The organism is Undibacterium sp. TC4M20W (genome assembly GCF_049340245.1).
Lineage (GTDB): Bacteria > Pseudomonadota > Gammaproteobacteria > Burkholderiales > Burkholderiaceae_D > Undibacterium.
In genome coordinates this window covers 12,386-27,063 of sequence record NZ_JBMPPI010000042.1, presented here as the reverse complement: position 1 = coordinate 27,063, position 14,678 = coordinate 12,386, and the positions used below count along the sequence as shown (strand labels likewise).

Genomic DNA, 14,678 nt, shown 5'->3' with positions numbered 1-14,678 from the left:
ATCAACCACCACAGGAGACAACATCATGAGAACCACGGATATTGCCCTCTTGTCGGCTGCCTGATCTGCTCACATCGCTGCCTTTATCGCCGCACACATCTTTTCTTGGCGTCTTAAAAAATTTATCGCTAGTGTGCTGATGCGTGCCTAAAATCGCGTCTGCTTGTGCGTCTGCTTGTGCGTCTGATCGCGCGCCGACTTCCATTTTCTTTTTTCGTTCCTGCTCGCCCCGGCTTTTTTCTTATTTGCCGTGCCTGCGGGATGGTTCAGTGCATCCAAAAACGATGCACGCCCATGAATATGGACAGACACACTTATCATGATCAATTTTGATTTCGCATCCCTGCGCCTGATCGGCCTGACACCGGCTATCGCCAACCAGTTGCACGCACTGGCAGCAGATAATGACGACGATGCCAGCCTGCAAATGGCACGTATTACCGAAGTACACCGCGACAGCCTGGTCGTTCACAATGGCAGCCAGAGCATGCAGGTGCGTGCCCTGCCGCGCCTCTTGCATGAGCTGGCGGCAGATGACAGCAACCTGGCCGTTGGGGACTGGGGCCTGTTGAGCAATAGCGGCGATATCGGCGCTGACTATAGATTCATCGCCCGCATGCCGCCACTCACGCATCTGGCACGCCGCAATAATGAAGGGCGTTTGCAAGCACTGGCCAGCAATGTCGATACCGCCCTGCTCGTCATGGGCCTGGACAGCGACTTCAAGCTGCGCAGGCTGGAACGTTACCTGGCACTGGTGCAGGCCGCCGGGGTCGCCCCCGTCATTGTGCTGACCAAGGCCGATGTGCACGAAGATGCGCAGGCGCGCCTGGCCGAGGTAGAACAACGCCTGTCTGCCAGTGTGCCTGTGCTTGCCGTCAACGGCCAGAGCGGCGCGACTGCAGACTTGCTGGCACCGTGGATGGTGGCAGGCCAGACTCTGATCTTGCTCGGTTCATCCGGCGCAGGAAAATCGACGCTGACCAATACCCTGGCAAGCAGCGCACAAGATACCGGTGCGGTGCGCACCAGCGATGGCCGTGGCCAGCACACCACCACCGCACGCTCGCTGCACCTGTGCCCCAGCGGTGCCTGCATCATCGACACCCCCGGCCTGCGCACTCTACAACTCAATCTCGACGAGCAGGAACTCAGCGCCAGCTTTGCCGATATCGGCGCACTGGCCGCAGAGTGCCAGTTCCGCGACTGCAGCCACCAGAGTGAGCCCGGCTGCGCCGTGCGCGATGCCATTGATGCAGACAGGCTCAGCAACTTCCAGAAACTGCAACGCGAAACCCGCCGCCACCAGCAAACCCCGCTGGAACGGATAGCAGCCAGATCAAAATGGAAGGTCTTGATGCGCTCAGTGAAGGAGAAAGACAGGATGAAGCGGAGCTAAGTTTGCGATAGGCCTGAGATGCGATTGGAATACGATTGGGATGCGTTTTGGATACGTTTTGGATACGTGCTGTCCATGATGCAAGAGTGACGCAAAGTGTTGTGACGCAAGCTGGAGACCACTGACTGGCACTCCAGCAGCGTTATTGCAGCCTGCAAATCCTGTAAATTGTGAGATGCGGTCTGCAACGCTTGAATGGCTTTGCCATCCCGGCATCGCATCTTAAATAAAATTTGCAACCAAGTTAGTTGCAATATAAAAATAAGTAATTTATAGTGTGAGCATTACAAGCTCAAACCAAGCGCATCATGACTACGCACAACATCACCACCGTCACACTCTACCGCCCTACAGGCCCTGAAGAGCTGGCACTGGTGCGCGACAGCGGCAACAAAAAATGGCCGCCCCGCCTGCCTGAGCAACCTATCTTTTACCCGGTGACCAATGTGGAATACGCAATACAGATTGCCAGGGACTGGAATGTGCCAGCAAGCGGCTCTGGCTATGTCACGCGCTTTGAGGTCAGCAAGAGCTTCATGGACAACTACCCCGTCCAGACCGTTGGTGGTGCCATACATACCGAGTGGTGGATACCGGCAGAAGATGTGGAACTCATGAATGCCAATATCGTTGGCGAGATTGAGCTCATCCATAGTTTTACTGCCTGAGGCAAGACTCAAACTTGATAAAATGCAGGGCGAACATGGCACGCCCTGCATTTTATTTTTAAGCTTATTCGCTTTCCCTGAGAAATTCCTCATACCGCAATTGTTCACGCACCATCCGGCGTACGCTGCGCACGACGCTCATACTGCCTATCACGCAGATAGCCATCACAACTAATATCAACCTGTAATCAAGCCCCATGTGATAGCGGCCGATAGAGAACAGATACGCCATCATTGCATAATAAAATGTTGGCAAAGACCAGTAAATGATGCCAGAACCCACCCACAGCAATTTGCTCTTTTTGGCGACTTCTACCAGATGCTTGAGGATGTTCAGATGCCAGATAAAAGCCGGGAAAGCAATAAAATATAAAGGCGCATGGGCTTTATCGAAGATGGTATAAAAACTGATGAGCCATGGTTTGATTGGGAGCCAGTGCAAACACATTACGATCAAATACAGTGCCCCTGGCAACAACATCAGCAAGCAACTTAATGCCAGGTTTCGCATAAGCTCAGACACATCCCTCAATGGCTGATATTCACGCGTCCTGCCCAAAACCAGCCGGGTAAACAAGAAACCAGCAAGTGCTGAAGATAACAAGACATGGAGAGTCAGGAAACTACCATAGCGTAAATATGGAGATAACAAGGACTTGTCTGCAAAAAACATGTAAAAAACGAGGCGCAAAAATAAGGCAGTTACCACCGTCAGGATAATCGAAGGCGCAATCCAATTTCGCCTGGAATCAGAAAACGCCCCTGCTTGCGCAAAGATAATAATTTGCAGCAAAACAACCACAAGCAAAGATGGCAAAGACAGGAAAGCAAAAATGGGGAACAGGTCCGTCATGAACCTGGACAAAGGCATGGAAACGCCTAGCGCGACAATATTCATTGATTTATCTGTGTATTGGAATTAAACGCATCTTACACTGACTCATGCTGCATTTGCCTGAGAACATAAGGCTAGAGAACGTTGACTAAAGTGCCGTCATCCCGCACGGCAGGCGGTATGCATACAGAGGTATATGTCAAGACGCAAAGCATCGTCATGAGCAAGCCGCATGCTATAGTCGCATCGCCATCAAGCTTCCTTACTTATGCCACATGCAAATACGTACAAAACTGCGGACAATATCTTGAGCAATACAAAAACCTGCAATACGACCAGTTTAATTTCTTCATGCGGCAAGCAGTGCACAGGCCAGCTGAGCCGCCTGTTTTTCACAGTATTCTGTTTCTCGTTCACCAGCCCGGCCTTTGCTTTTTCACCCACATCCAATCTCGAAGAACTGATCTATGCAGCCATTGGCAGTGCGATAGTCAGCCTGATTGCCATGGTCGTGGTGCTGGTCAAATTGAAGATCAGTTTATTGCCGCGTTTGCTCGCCATGCTGGCGACGCCTGTGCTGGTTTTCCCGCTGTGCATGGCGGGCAGCATGGGCATGGGTTACATTGCGCATGAAATCAAGCAGTACCAGCAAGAACAGGATGCGGCGCACATCGCCAGTGTAGAAGAAGACGTCTGGCAGCATAATTTCTTGCGCATCAATGCCTGTGAGGGTAATCATGAATTGCTGCAATCAGAACTGGCCTCGGGCAGGCATCAGATAGAAAACAAGTTACGCGCCTTGAATGAATGTGTGCTGCCGCAGGCCGATGCGCAGGCATTGCGCATCCTGTTGCAGGATGCGGTGATCAATGACAAGGAGGGGCGTGCCTATTGCACTTACCTGTCACCGGTCTTGCAGAGCATGAATACCGTTTTGCTGGATGTATTTGTCGAGCAAAAGCTGTCGCTCGCCTGCACTTCGCCCAAATATGCTTATGTCCCCGATACAAGCAAAGTCGCGCCAGCATGGTGGGATATTCTGAACGATGAGCAAATCACAGACACAGACCACCTGTTGACTGTTTTGCGCTATTTGCAGGCGCATGGCGTGGATATGAAAATCGTCGCGAATGACCGTTCGCTGCTGACTATCGCCATGGAAAGTGGCAAGGTCGATCTTGTCCTGTTTGCCCTGGATGCAGGTGTCGATCCTTACGCCATCCCTGAGAACGATAGCATGCTGTCGCCACAGCAAATCTGGACCCTGCAAAGATTTGGCTATGCCGATGCGGGGCCAATAGCGTACAGCGAAGCAGACCAGAAACGCATACAGTCACACCTGCGTGAAATGAATAGCAAGGAGGCGGCATCACTGGCACAGAAGCTGCCGCTTAAAGGCGGCCTGGCAGCGGCCAAAGATGGCGGTGCCGGGTTACTGGCCTACCTGATCAAAAGCAGCAACAATATGCGCGAGCTTAACCGCGCTGGCCGCGATCTCATCGACGTATATGCCCAGACATCACCGGCGGTATTGGACGTGCTTGACCGTCTTAACGATCAACAGTTGCGCGATTTTATCTGCCCGGATGCCAGCAACAGGGGCGACGACATTGACAATAGCAATGGCCATGCACTGTATGCACGTGCAGTCAGCGCCGAGAATCAGGCGCTGGTCAATTTCTTCAAACGACGCAAGATGCCTGAGACTTGCCCGGGCATGCCCAGGCAAGAGCAGTAACACAGACCCAGCACTTGAGTTGACTTGATGGCAAACCCGTGCTGACCTGCTATCAAGTCAATGCAGGTGCCGGTTTGATATTTGGCAGCGGCACGTTCTTGCCATCGACAGTCAGGCTGAATGTCGCCCCATTGTGCACCAGCCGCACTTTCAGCACGCCCTTCTTTTTATAGACAACGGTACCATTGAGGCTGAGCTCACCATCCTTGAGTTCAAGGATATTGCCGCTTTCATTTGCAATGCCTGCCACGCCATCGATGGTCGAGACTTTGGTATCGCCGTCTATCTTGACGCTGCTGCTATTGGTATCGGGTGCTGCAACGGCGGGGATATTTGCCGACAAGGCTGCCAGCATACTGAGCAAGACGAATGTGGATTTCATTTTTGATCGTGTCATCACAAAGAAATAAAGAAGCACTACCCTAAGACATATCAATTGCTTTGTCAAACAGGCAATGCAAGCCAAGCTCATATGCATGTCCGCTGCCCTGCCTTGAAGCCGTCACTTATCTATCTTAATGAGTATCTTCATGACTACCTCATGAGCACCGGCACTGGCATGAGTGTAGGCAACAATGCAGGCACGGATGTAGGCACTAAAGTAGCAATAAAGCAGAACGAAAAAAAACCTGCCAGTGGCAGGTTCTTTTAAAGTCACCCAAGCCGGAATAAACGCCCTTACTATCTGTAAAGTGAATCTATATCCCAGGATGACATGTTATGTATGCAGTGCTTATCCCTGCTCCCTGGCTTATCTGCCAGGTGATACAGTTCTTTGCAACGTGAAGACATTCTAAACACCCCAGCCGCGCAAGTCTGTACGCTGACACACACAGTTTCATTTCCACCGGGTTTTACCAAATGTAATTAAAGCTGCATCTGACCTGTAACTGCTTATACTCGCGGCTTATAGAATAATTAAGCTTATTTGACATGACATTTTGCCGCGCTAATTTATCTTGCTATTTACCCTGCTATTTACCCCAGCTTCCGTTGTTGGCAAGCTTGCTCAGCATCGCCCTGGTGACGCCGGCATTGCAGGCCATGCCTGTTGAAGTGCATACCCGCATCGCTACGCCCGCCATCACAAGCAAAAAAATAGCGCTGACACTGGATGCATGCTCGGGCAAGTTTGATGCTGAGTTGCTCGATTTTTTGATACGCAAGCGCATACCCACCACCATCTTTGTGACCAAAAAATGGCTGGACAAAAACCCACAAGGCGTTGCCATCATCAAGGCTAATCTTGATTTGTTTGACGTTGAAGACCACGGTGAAAAACACATCCCCGCCATCATAGGCCCAGGCAAAAAAGTCTATGGCATGGCCGGTGAACCCGACATCGCCAGCCTGCAACGTGAAGTCACCGAAGGTGCCAAAGCCATCACCAGCGCCATGGGCACGACACCGCAATGGTACCGCGGTGCCAGTGCCAAATATGACCCGCAAGCCATGGACGAAATCAAGCGCATGGGTTACAAGATCGCCGGTTTCTCCCTGAACGCCGACCAGGGCGCGACCCTGCGCAAGCACGCCATCATCAAACAATTCAAACGCCTGCAGGCAGGTGACGTCATCATAGCCCACATGAACAAGCCAGCCTCTGACTCTGCGGAAGGTTTGGCAGTGGCACTGGAAGAGACATTGAAACAGGGCTTTGTGTTTGTACGACTGGATCAGGTAGAGCTGCAGAGGGTGGATTTGCAGAAGCAGCAGAACGCGAAGCGTAGTCTGGCTTTAGCGAATTGAAGTGGTTTCAGCCTTCGTCTTCTGAGGCAGAGAATCAGAGGCTTTTGTAGGGTGCGTTTCAACGCACCGATTCTACGCAAATTAAAACGGACATCGACCAACTTTTCCGCTTTAGAGATTGCGAAATAAATGGTGCGTTGAAACGCACCCTGCGAGGCTGAAATACTTTAAGATTTTTCTTATCCGCAGAGCGCGTTAACGCACTCTACAAAACTACATAGGAAGCGCGACACCCAGATAGCTCACAATACCATCACTGTCAAATGCAAGCACGACCTGAAGCTTATCTTCTCGCATAAAATATCGACTATCAGACTGATGAAATTTATCAGGCATCCCGAGCAATTCATGTACCTGCAGTTGCGACATGCCATTTTTTATCCCAAAAGGCAGCACACCTAAAAATGCCGAATAGAGCCTGGTCTTCTGAATAAAGAATTGAACATCGACCAAAATCTGCTCTTCAAAAAGTAAGTCTATTCCTTGCTGTTTCGATCCTATATAACGACAATAAGGTGGATCATCATACATATCCAGAAGATGATTATCTCCGATGGCTTGCAGGACATCTGGATCATTGTGATTTTTCCCCAGTAAAGAAAGTAATTTTGATGATGGTATATTCATGGATATATTTTTTCAAATTGCACTCTCACAGAGCTATAGCCAGCCCACCTTCAACTTCGAGCAATCCTCGCACTTGTATTTATGCGATTTGTACAATTACGCTGCGTTCGTCGCATCTAGAGAAACTGCAGGCGCCAAAGAATTCCACGCCGCCTGCGTCAGGTGCTCACGGTATTTTTTGGGTGAGGTATTTACCCGGCCTGACAACCAGGCGCGGCAATAGTTTTCTGCCTGGCCTATCAGCAGCGATGGCAGCAAATCATCTGGTATGTGCTTGATCAAATCACGCCTGCCGGGTGCGGCCCACCAGGCGTGCATGTTTTTATTGCGGGCGCGATTACGGCTTGCCAGTTCATCGGCCTGCGGCCCTTTGGCAATTGCTGCGCGTGCCTGGTACTGGAAGCGTGCCAGCTCTGGCTGCTCAGTCACCCAATCGACGTAGGCGCAGACGATGGCGGCCACGCCTTCTTGCGCGGTCTGGGCTTTGCCCAGGTAGTCTGCCAGCAGGCGTGCCTGGTCTTCGAGCGCGCTGAAGAACAGTGCTGCCACCAGGCCTTCTTTGCTGCCAAAGTGGTGATAGATATTGCCGACACTGGTGTCGCAATGCTGCTTGATGATTTCTATCGTGGTCAGGTCCAGGCCGTGTTCATTAAAACAGGCGAGTGCGCCCAGCAGGATATCGCGCTTTAACTGCGCACGCCTGCCGGGGTAATTGCGTTCGAGTACGTCTGCTGTTGCCAAGTCTATGCTGCCTGAAAATGAGTAAGAAGGTAAATGAGCGTGACCGTTTAATGTCGATGATACCGCAGCTCGCCCGGGAGTAAACCGCTTGACACCGAAAAATGTTCTAGAATATTATTCTTAAACAGAATTTAATTCTATTTTAGAATATTATTCTAATTAAAGGTTTTTCTTATACACTTCAGGAGACAATCAATGAGCCAGGCATTAGAGATGTTCAAACTCAGCGGCCCCGAGCAATTCAGTAAAATGGTTTGCCAGATGGCCCCTTACTTCAGCACCATCAACCCGACGCTGAATGCGCTGCGCCCCGGTTATGCGGAGGCGCACATCCCGTTTAAGCGCGAGATCACCAATCATCTGGGCACCATTCATGCGATTGCCCTGTGCAATGCGGCTGAGCTTGTAGCTGGCACAATGACCGATGTCACTGTCCCCGCAGGTGCGCGCTGGATACCCAAAGGCATGACAGTGGAATACCTGGCCAAGGCCAAAACCGATGTCACCGCAGTAGCAGATGGCAGCGGCCTGGACTGGAGCACGGCGGGCGACAAGATCGTGACCGTGGATGTGCTTGATGGCGGCGGCGTTAAAGTTTTTACGGCGCGCATCACCATGAATGTGAAGCTGGCGGAGTAAACAGACTGCGACATTAATGTTAGCCGCCGCCGTAACGTAGTGCGCATTATAATGCGCCCTACGTTTATCCCTATGCCAAGGTTGCCGTGATCAAGTTGCAGGCAAGCTGCAGAGTGCGCTGCTACCTACCCTGCGCACTCTCAACTGGTGGTCAATTCAATAAAACCCGATCTTCACCGATAATCTATACGTGTAATGTCTTTGACAGACCCACGATACAGGTGGGCACGGGTATGCATATCGAATATGCCTTCTATCAAAACACGTTTGCGATTGAAGGCTGACTTCAGTTGTTTTTCCTTTTTTTGATAACGCATGAAATCATTTTCCGTTTCCATCTGCCCTTCTTGTATAGACAGCCATACAGATTCGGCAGGCGAGCTGTCTTTGCTCAATTGCAGCGCAATGGTTTCGTCAGCAATCAAGAGGTATCCTGTGACACTGATTTTCTTGCCATGAAAACGCTCAGGCGCGGTGATCAGATTAATGATGGAAACCGCATAGCGTTCGCATTGACTATCTGCAGCACGGCTATGGCAATAGAATTGATCAATATCCGCATCGCTTGCACTTGCACTTGCAGCAGAAAATGCAAACATCAACATCAACATCAGTTTCAGACCTGGAATTTTCAAAGCGATTCCTCTTTCACATATGAACTGGAGCTTGATTCGCTCAAGAATTCCGCAGGCAAGTATCCGGCACATAGGCTTACTCTGCTAAACTACATTATGGCACTACCATCTGCACAAGATGATATCTTTGACCAACGCCTGGCCCTTCTCCCGCTATCGGACATTCCTCATGGACTTCATACTGGAATTCTTTTTCGAAATCCTGTTTCAAGTGATCCTCTATGGCACGGGTCGCGTGCTGATTCCTGCCCTGACTTTGGGTATCATGCGCGGTGAAGGATTCAAGAGCAAAACACCGGCGGGCAAATCCTATTACTGGCGCGGCAGCAAGGGCCTGGTCCTGAGCACCAATGTGACCATCTTTATTGGCCTCTTGTTCTGGGTAGGCGTTGCTATTGCAGCGGTGGTCTATTTCAATCGCTGATCAAGTCAGGCTTACGCCCTGATCCAGCCCTTGGCAATAGGCCAGGCCAGCAGATAGCGGTAAAGCTTTTCCACCGCCTGCATGAACGGCTTACCCCATCTTGCCCAAACGGGCAACAGCAACAAATAGGCAAACAGCGACACCGCAAGAGCACCCAACATATCCAGCGGAAAATGCACACCCAGAAAAATCCTTGACCAAGCAACCGCAACACCCACAACAGCCGTTACCATGCCCCACAGCAGCTCACCCGTCAGCAGCAGGCTGCAAGCCATGCTGGCGAAGACGATGCCGTGGTCGCTGGGGAAAGAGGGGTCAGCAGCATGCGGTATCCAGGTATGCCCCAGTCCTATCATGAAGGGACGAGGATGTGGCCAGAACAAGGCCAGCAACTGGCCAGTCGCCAGGGCAATGCAGCAAACCAGGCAGGCCCTGAGTGCCAGTTGGCGGCGTTGTGGCTGCCATAACCAGATAACCACCAGCGCCAGCGGGATCAGGTAGATCAGGGCATCTGCTATAAAACTGGCCAGACCTATCAGGCCTGCACCAGTCCCGGAGCCTGCGTTCAGTTGCAAAAACAGGCTGCGGTTCACTACTTCTATCGGATTCATCAACTTGTCCTGTGCAAGGTATGGGGATTGATTTGCAGGCGGTGCGCCGCGCATGCTTGCAGTGCTGCTTGCAAATGGGTGCATCGTACAAACATCTTATACCAGAATCTTCCACACACTTTCCAGCATCGCATAGCCCTGCGCATCGTATTGCCTGAGCTCGGCACGGTGATACGGAAAAAAATCATTCTCTCCAAAATACGCTTCACTGAGTTCTGCAAAATACTCACGATGATTGCTGATGGCATAGGCCTCTTGCAGCTCAGGCCTGTGGTCGCGGGTGACCTTGCGGTATAGGCCAGCAGCCTTGGCACTGTCGTAGGCGCGCTGGATAATGGCATCAAGCTCGGGGTGCTGAAAATGGTAGGCGTGCGCCATTTCATGCAGCAGCGCATAGGGCTGGCTGTTGACCATGGTGGTGAATTCTTTCCAGTTACAGATTTCTATATTGCCGGCAAATTCAACGGGGTAGCCATGCTCTTGCAGCCATTGTGCAGAAGGATGGTATTGCGCACCAAAGGCGCGGTAAGTGCCACTGGAAACATAGATGCTGACCTTGCGCAAACCGGCCTGAGCCTGTGCGGGCAACTTATTGAGTTTGTTCAGTTGATCATTCAATGCGCTGATGAAGGCAGACCTAGATGCAGCGTCTGCCGTTTGCAAGCCCTGGTCAAACATCAGTGTCCAGCCATCTGTCTGGCTTTTCTGGTAGGTGGGGGCAGCACGCACACGGGGAGTATTCAACAAGAGTAAAGCTGGGCTGAACAATAGCGCCCGGCGGCGGCTGTTGATGTGGGTGCTGGGCATGAAATCTGTCTGTTGTATGTTGAGTATGAATAAATCAGCAGGATTAAAACATGCCCTCCCGCGATGGCGCAAGCCCATGCGCCATCGCGACCAGCAGGAACAGATCAGCGGCGGTGCGGTGCCCAGTAGCCTTCCCTGAAATGCCAGGAATGGCCTACCTGCTCCCAGTGATGCCCGACCCAGTAATGACCAGAGCGTGGTGCTGACCAGTAGCCGCGGTGCCACACATGGCGGCCACCTTCCCAGAACCAGGCGCCGCCTATCCAGATATATCCGGGGCTGGGGGCTACGCCTATGACTTCAGAATACGGTGCAGGCGGTGCAGCTTCCACCACGACCACACCAGGTGCATAGGCAGGCTGGGCATACACCGGCTGAACCACGGGTACAGGCTGCACCACAGGCACAGGCTGCGCATGATAGTAAGGGCGAGGTGCCACGACACAGCCTGTCATGGCGGTGGCAGCTGCCAGGGCTGCCAGAGTAAGAGGGATTGCTTTCATTTTTATAACTCCAGTTTGATAGGCGCATGGTGACGCACCAAGCACACAGGCATGCTCCAGGCTGCCTTGTGTAGAGTTAACGGCTATCTTAAAAACCATGTTGACCGGGTTTTGTAATGATTTGTAGCAGCCAGATTGCAAGCCCGTAGCACTGGTAAGCAAATGAAACTGCCATGTGTATCAAAAGCACTTGCCCGGCACCGTTTTGTATTGCACACTTGATATGGTTCCCTACCCTGCCCTGCAAACCCACCTATCTGGAGACATCATGCGCATCAACAAAAACTTCGCCATTGCCGCTGCTTTTTTTGCAGGCCTGATTGCCTCACCCCTGATGCAGCATATGGTCAGCGATGCCCATGCCGATGCACCTGGCCTGACTGCCAGCATCATAGACTTGCTGGCGATCAAGCATGATGACTTGCCCAAGACTGGTAATCCAGATTTGAATGCCCGCCCACTGGTGGTCACGGACAATGCCACGGTCGGCATACAATCCGGCAATGTTGCGAAGCACATACACCCACAGACTGACGAAATCCAGTACATCATCGAAGGCAGCGGCAGCATGTGGCTGGGTAAAGAACGCAAAGATTTCAAACCCGGCAGCCTCATCGTCATCCCCAAAGGTACAGCCCACGCTGGCAGCATCGTCAGCAACGGCCCGGTCAAAGCCATCGCCATCAAGATCCCGCCTCAGGGCAAGACGGATACGGTGTTTGTGGATTGATGTTTGATCGCGGTGATTTGGTGACAGCAGTTTGTTGACAGCAGCGTGCCACAATTCGTAAGGTGCGCCATGCGCACCGTTTTTATCATGTGCCAATTCGTGACAGTAAACTTGCTCAGTGAAAATCAAAAAGAAATACACTCGCGTCATCCTGGAAGAACTAAAGCTGGGTCGTGAGCACATTGAAAATCTCGATTTGCTCGAAGAGCTGGTATTTGACTGCCTGTCACTCAGCAAAGCCGGGTTACAAGAGCGCTGGCTTGGTATAGGAAAAATTTTATATGCCAATGCAATACGTCTGGAACTTGATGAAGACATTGATCAGTTGACCAGTTTCGCGAGATCTGTTGCTGGCGAGATCATATCTCCCAAAGCACACCGGGATTGGTGGGGCAATGGTTCAAGCTGGGAAAGTCAAAACTATCACAACTTCCCGCCATTTATCAAAAAAGGCAGTGGTGTCAGGATGTCGCCGGACGGCATACTTAGCCCGGAAGAATCACAGCATTATATGGCTGGTATGTTTTTGTGGGTTGTGCGTACCGACAAGGATATGCATGCAGATGCACAGGCAATACTGGATGCGGCCCCAATGAAGCTGCTCCTGCTGGAGCGTTTGTAAAATGACATTCGCTGGCAATCGACATTGCCTAAGATTGGCGTTTGCATGGTGCGCACGGCGTACTGACAGTAAAATGCCATCATTTGTAGAGTGCGTCATGCGCACCGTTTTTTTTACCGCATCGATTATGTGATCAAGTTAAGTTGACACTTGAACGGTGCGCACGGCGCACCCTACTGCTGTATTTGCCTATTTTATTGATCCCTGCCCTACTCGCTTTAAATGAAACTTACCATGCGCTCATCCGATGTTGAAAACAAAGTTACCTCGGGCAAGTCAATGCCAGCATTTTTGTTATTTGGCCTGACATGTTGCCTGCCCAGCCTTGCCATGGCGAGCGACTATAGCGGGATCCTGGGTTTACTTATCGTAATGCTTTCATTTCCCGTCGCAGCTATCAGTCTGGTGGTGAGTCTGGTGCTGGTCACCAAGGGCAAGTTCAGAAAACCTGGATTTTTCAAAAAGTATGCAGCCAGCTTTATTCTTGTTGCCGCCATACTCGTCTTGACCACCTATGTGGGAAATGATAAAAAATCACAGCTTTATGCACTGCAGGGTGAATCTTTACTGCTGCTCATCATCCTGCTACCGGGGTTCATACAATATCTGCGGCGGCATCTGTATGATGACAATACGCAAGAAGAGTGAAGTGCATTTGTAGCAGCGTGCATTTTGTAGTAGCGTACATTTACAGGAGCGGGCTGTGCTTAACCACAACAAAGCGAGAATCAAGAGAGGAACCATGATAACGCCAAGTGGGCCAAATGAAGGAGCATGGAAGAAATTGGGTCCAGAGGAGAAGACCTCCCATCACGCATTTGCGATCATGTTTTGGGTGGTTTTTTGTGCGTGATGGTGTGTAGTTACATGGGATACATTTGACGCTTAATTTGAAGTTCTAATGCCATGCATTGCATAAAAATGTTATTTTTCCAAAATCGTAACTCCAGGTATCTGCACCAAAAAAGCCTTCAACTCATTTATTGGAAGTCCTACATCCTGCGCTAGAAACTCTGCATTGGAAACAATGGCGGTACACTCGGGATCTGTGTCGGTAAACACATTCAATGTAACTCGCAGTTTCTTTGGCCAAGTTCCCCGTAAGAAAAATCGCGTGCATCAACAGGAGAATGAAGTGAAAAATGTGGCCATGCAGGTAAGCTGATGGTCCGCATGTCTGTATTAAGAAAGCGGCAATCATTCATATTCGCGTCTACAAAATCGCAATTCACAATTGAAGATTTGTCAGAGTTATCCCAGTCTCCAAAATCACAGCCTGCAAAATCTCCGCAGAATTTCACCTTGTTAAAATGAGCCTTCTCAAAATGAAAATTCTCAAGCCGCGGGCCTTGTTCAAAAAACCCTTCTGTCATTTCCACGCCTGAAAAAAATATATTTCTTGCAATTGCATTTGAAACGATTTTGCAGTTCAACAATCGCAAATTCGGGCCCAGAAAATAATCTACATTTGGTTCAAGTGTAATCACTTGGTCCAGCACTGACTTATCTTTCATTAATTTCCTTACTTAAAACCGGTCATTCAAAAATTCAAGCAAAGCCGCTCACTTATAGGGTAACCCATCAGCACTCCAATACATCCACTCACCGGCTTCAACTCCATCCAGATACTCGCCTTCAGCGGCAATGTGGCCATTGTCATGATAATCGCGCCACAGCCCATTTTCCTGACCATCAGTATATGAACCCTCTGAGGACAAGTTTCCATTTGGATGGTATGCGCGAAACAATCCATGTCTTATCCAGCGCGTACCGTCGGCAGACATATATCTTGAATACCTGAAATGAATTCCACCATTCTCATAGGGGATTTCGGCGATATTTAATTCTGTATGCATCAATTTTAGCCAAAAATACAACGAGATTAATAAATAAACAAGACCAGAGATATTCGACATTCTGGCAATATCAGCTGGCTTATGCAAGCTTAAT

At 50.5% G+C, this 14,678-nt stretch carries 19 protein-coding genes; 9 read left to right on the top strand and 10 right to left on the bottom strand.

What is annotated here, in order from left to right; translation table 11 throughout:
- The first annotated feature begins 319 nt into the window (after positions 1-319).
- Entirely contained in the window at positions 320-1,399 is a 1,080-nt protein-coding gene (gene rsgA / locus ACO0LL_RS28325; protein ID WP_422954171.1) for a ribosome small subunit-dependent GTPase A, read from the top strand.
- A 308-nt stretch (positions 1,400-1,707) separates the two neighbouring features.
- A complete protein-coding gene (locus ACO0LL_RS28320; protein ID WP_162042638.1) occupies positions 1,708-2,067 on the top strand; it encodes a hypothetical protein in 360 nt (119 codons plus the stop codon).
- Positions 2,068-2,131: 64 nt separating this feature from the next.
- Here the strand turns inward: ACO0LL_RS28320 and ACO0LL_RS28315 are convergent, their stop codons facing one another.
- Positions 2,132-2,509: a hypothetical protein gene (locus ACO0LL_RS28315; protein WP_422954170.1), complete on the bottom strand. Its 378-nt coding sequence runs from the start codon at positions 2,507-2,509 to the stop codon at positions 2,132-2,134.
- A gap of 700 nt (positions 2,510-3,209) precedes the next feature.
- On the opposite strand from ACO0LL_RS28315, the gene ACO0LL_RS28310 reads away from it, so the two are divergent.
- Positions 3,210-4,640, top strand: coding sequence for a hypothetical protein (locus tag ACO0LL_RS28310; RefSeq protein ID WP_422954169.1), 1,431 nt, complete (start codon positions 3,210-3,212; stop codon positions 4,638-4,640).
- A gap of 52 nt (positions 4,641-4,692) precedes the next feature.
- Here the strand turns inward: ACO0LL_RS28310 and ACO0LL_RS28305 are convergent, their stop codons facing one another.
- Positions 4,693-5,022, bottom strand: a complete 330-nt coding sequence (locus ACO0LL_RS28305; protein WP_422954168.1) for a hypothetical protein — start codon at positions 5,020-5,022, stop codon at positions 4,693-4,695.
- Positions 5,023-5,645: 623 nt separating this feature from the next.
- Between ACO0LL_RS28305 and ACO0LL_RS28300 the strand changes: the two genes are divergently transcribed.
- Positions 5,646-6,389, top strand: a complete 744-nt coding sequence (locus tag ACO0LL_RS28300; RefSeq protein WP_422954167.1) for a polysaccharide deacetylase family protein — start codon at positions 5,646-5,648, stop codon at positions 6,387-6,389.
- Positions 6,390-6,602: 213 nt separating this feature from the next.
- On the opposite strand, the gene ACO0LL_RS28295 is transcribed toward ACO0LL_RS28300, so the two are convergent.
- Entirely contained in the window at positions 6,603-7,016 is a 414-nt protein-coding gene (locus ACO0LL_RS28295) for a hypothetical protein (RefSeq protein WP_422954166.1), read from the bottom strand.
- Between the two features lie 96 nt (positions 7,017-7,112).
- Positions 7,113-7,757 carry a TetR/AcrR family transcriptional regulator gene (locus ACO0LL_RS28290; protein WP_422954165.1) on the bottom strand — a complete coding sequence of 215 codons (645 nt, stop codon included), beginning with the start codon at positions 7,755-7,757 and terminating at the stop codon, positions 7,113-7,115.
- Between the two features lie 195 nt (positions 7,758-7,952).
- Here ACO0LL_RS28290 and ACO0LL_RS28285 point away from each other — a divergent pair, with 195 nt between their 5' ends.
- Positions 7,953-8,396 carry a hotdog fold domain-containing protein gene (locus tag ACO0LL_RS28285; protein ID WP_422954164.1) on the top strand — a complete coding sequence of 148 codons (444 nt, stop codon included), beginning with the start codon at positions 7,953-7,955 and terminating at the stop codon, positions 8,394-8,396.
- Positions 8,397-8,569: 173 nt separating this feature from the next.
- Here ACO0LL_RS28285 and ACO0LL_RS28280 read toward each other — a convergent pair whose 3' ends face one another.
- Entirely contained in the window at positions 8,570-9,031 is a 462-nt protein-coding gene (locus ACO0LL_RS28280) for a hypothetical protein (protein WP_422954163.1), read from the bottom strand.
- Positions 9,032-9,200: 169 nt separating this feature from the next.
- Between ACO0LL_RS28280 and ACO0LL_RS28275 the strand changes: the two genes are divergently transcribed.
- Positions 9,201-9,455, top strand: coding sequence for a hypothetical protein (locus ACO0LL_RS28275; RefSeq protein ID WP_422954162.1), 255 nt, complete (start codon positions 9,201-9,203; stop codon positions 9,453-9,455).
- A gap of 11 nt (positions 9,456-9,466) precedes the next feature.
- On the opposite strand, the gene ACO0LL_RS28270 is transcribed toward ACO0LL_RS28275, so the two are convergent.
- The 3 genes from ACO0LL_RS28270 to ACO0LL_RS28260 all read right to left on the bottom strand — a co-directional run bounded on the left by ACO0LL_RS28270 (position 9,467) and on the right by ACO0LL_RS28260 (position 11,376).
- On the bottom strand, positions 9,467-10,066 hold the full coding sequence (locus tag ACO0LL_RS28270) for a phosphatase PAP2 family protein (RefSeq protein ID WP_422954161.1): 600 nt from the start codon (positions 10,064-10,066) through the stop codon (positions 9,467-9,469).
- Between the two features lie 96 nt (positions 10,067-10,162).
- Positions 10,163-10,873 carry a hypothetical protein gene (locus ACO0LL_RS28265; protein ID WP_422954160.1) on the bottom strand — a complete coding sequence of 237 codons (711 nt, stop codon included), beginning with the start codon at positions 10,871-10,873 and terminating at the stop codon, positions 10,163-10,165.
- A 104-nt stretch (positions 10,874-10,977) separates the two neighbouring features.
- Positions 10,978-11,376, bottom strand: coding sequence for a hypothetical protein (locus ACO0LL_RS28260; RefSeq protein ID WP_422954159.1), 399 nt, complete (start codon positions 11,374-11,376; stop codon positions 10,978-10,980).
- Between the two features lie 268 nt (positions 11,377-11,644).
- Between ACO0LL_RS28260 and ACO0LL_RS28255 the strand changes: the two genes are divergently transcribed.
- From ACO0LL_RS28255 to ACO0LL_RS28245, 3 genes are all read left to right on the top strand, one after another.
- Positions 11,645-12,106, top strand: a complete 462-nt coding sequence (locus ACO0LL_RS28255) for a cupin domain-containing protein (RefSeq protein ID WP_422954158.1) — start codon at positions 11,645-11,647, stop codon at positions 12,104-12,106.
- Between the two features lie 118 nt (positions 12,107-12,224).
- The gene (locus ACO0LL_RS28250; protein WP_422954157.1) at positions 12,225-12,728 is read left to right on the top strand and encodes a hypothetical protein; all 504 of its coding nucleotides are present in this window, start codon (positions 12,225-12,227) and stop codon (positions 12,726-12,728) included.
- Positions 12,729-12,962: 234 nt separating this feature from the next.
- Positions 12,963-13,376: a hypothetical protein gene (locus ACO0LL_RS28245; RefSeq protein ID WP_422954156.1), complete on the top strand. Its 414-nt coding sequence runs from the start codon at positions 12,963-12,965 to the stop codon at positions 13,374-13,376.
- A 416-nt stretch (positions 13,377-13,792) separates the two neighbouring features.
- On the opposite strand, the gene ACO0LL_RS28240 is transcribed toward ACO0LL_RS28245, so the two are convergent.
- Complete coding sequence (locus tag ACO0LL_RS28240) at positions 13,793-14,242, bottom strand: hypothetical protein (RefSeq protein ID WP_422954155.1); 450 nt, start codon at positions 14,240-14,242, stop codon at positions 13,793-13,795.
- A gap of 48 nt (positions 14,243-14,290) precedes the next feature.
- Positions 14,291-14,644, bottom strand: coding sequence for a toxin-antitoxin system YwqK family antitoxin (locus tag ACO0LL_RS28235; protein ID WP_422954154.1), 354 nt, complete (start codon positions 14,642-14,644; stop codon positions 14,291-14,293).
- Positions 14,645-14,678: the final 34 nt, after the last annotated feature.

Bases quoted from the DNA above. Each gene is read 5' to 3' on its own strand.
- ACO0LL_RS28245 (WP_422954156.1), top strand. From the start codon at position 12,963: ATGCGCTCATCCGATGTTGAAAACAAAGTTACCTCGGGCAAGTCAATG.
- rsgA (WP_422954171.1), top strand. From the start codon at position 320: ATGATCAATTTTGATTTCGCATCCCTGCGCCTGATCGGCCTGACACCG.
- ACO0LL_RS28265 (WP_422954160.1), bottom strand. From the start codon at position 10,873: ATGCCCAGCACCCACATCAACAGCCGCCGCCGGGCGCTATTGTTCAGC.
- ACO0LL_RS28305 (WP_422954168.1), bottom strand. From the start codon at position 5,022: ATGAAATCCACATTCGTCTTGCTCAGTATGCTGGCAGCCTTGTCGGCA.
- ACO0LL_RS28295 (WP_422954166.1), bottom strand. From the start codon at position 7,016: ATGAATATACCATCATCAAAATTACTTTCTTTACTGGGGAAAAATCAC.
- ACO0LL_RS28260 (WP_422954159.1), bottom strand. From the start codon at position 11,376: ATGAAAGCAATCCCTCTTACTCTGGCAGCCCTGGCAGCTGCCACCGCC.
- ACO0LL_RS28270 (WP_422954161.1), bottom strand. From the start codon at position 10,066: ATGAATCCGATAGAAGTAGTGAACCGCAGCCTGTTTTTGCAACTGAAC.
- ACO0LL_RS28285 (WP_422954164.1), top strand. From the start codon at position 7,953: ATGAGCCAGGCATTAGAGATGTTCAAACTCAGCGGCCCCGAGCAATTC.
- ACO0LL_RS28255 (WP_422954158.1), top strand. From the start codon at position 11,645: ATGCGCATCAACAAAAACTTCGCCATTGCCGCTGCTTTTTTTGCAGGC.
- ACO0LL_RS28240 (WP_422954155.1), bottom strand. From the start codon at position 14,242: ATGAAAGATAAGTCAGTGCTGGACCAAGTGATTACACTTGAACCAAAT.
- ACO0LL_RS28320 (WP_162042638.1), top strand. From the start codon at position 1,708: ATGACTACGCACAACATCACCACCGTCACACTCTACCGCCCTACAGGC.
- ACO0LL_RS28275 (WP_422954162.1), top strand. From the start codon at position 9,201: ATGGACTTCATACTGGAATTCTTTTTCGAAATCCTGTTTCAAGTGATC.
- ACO0LL_RS28235 (WP_422954154.1), bottom strand. From the start codon at position 14,644: ATGTCGAATATCTCTGGTCTTGTTTATTTATTAATCTCGTTGTATTTT.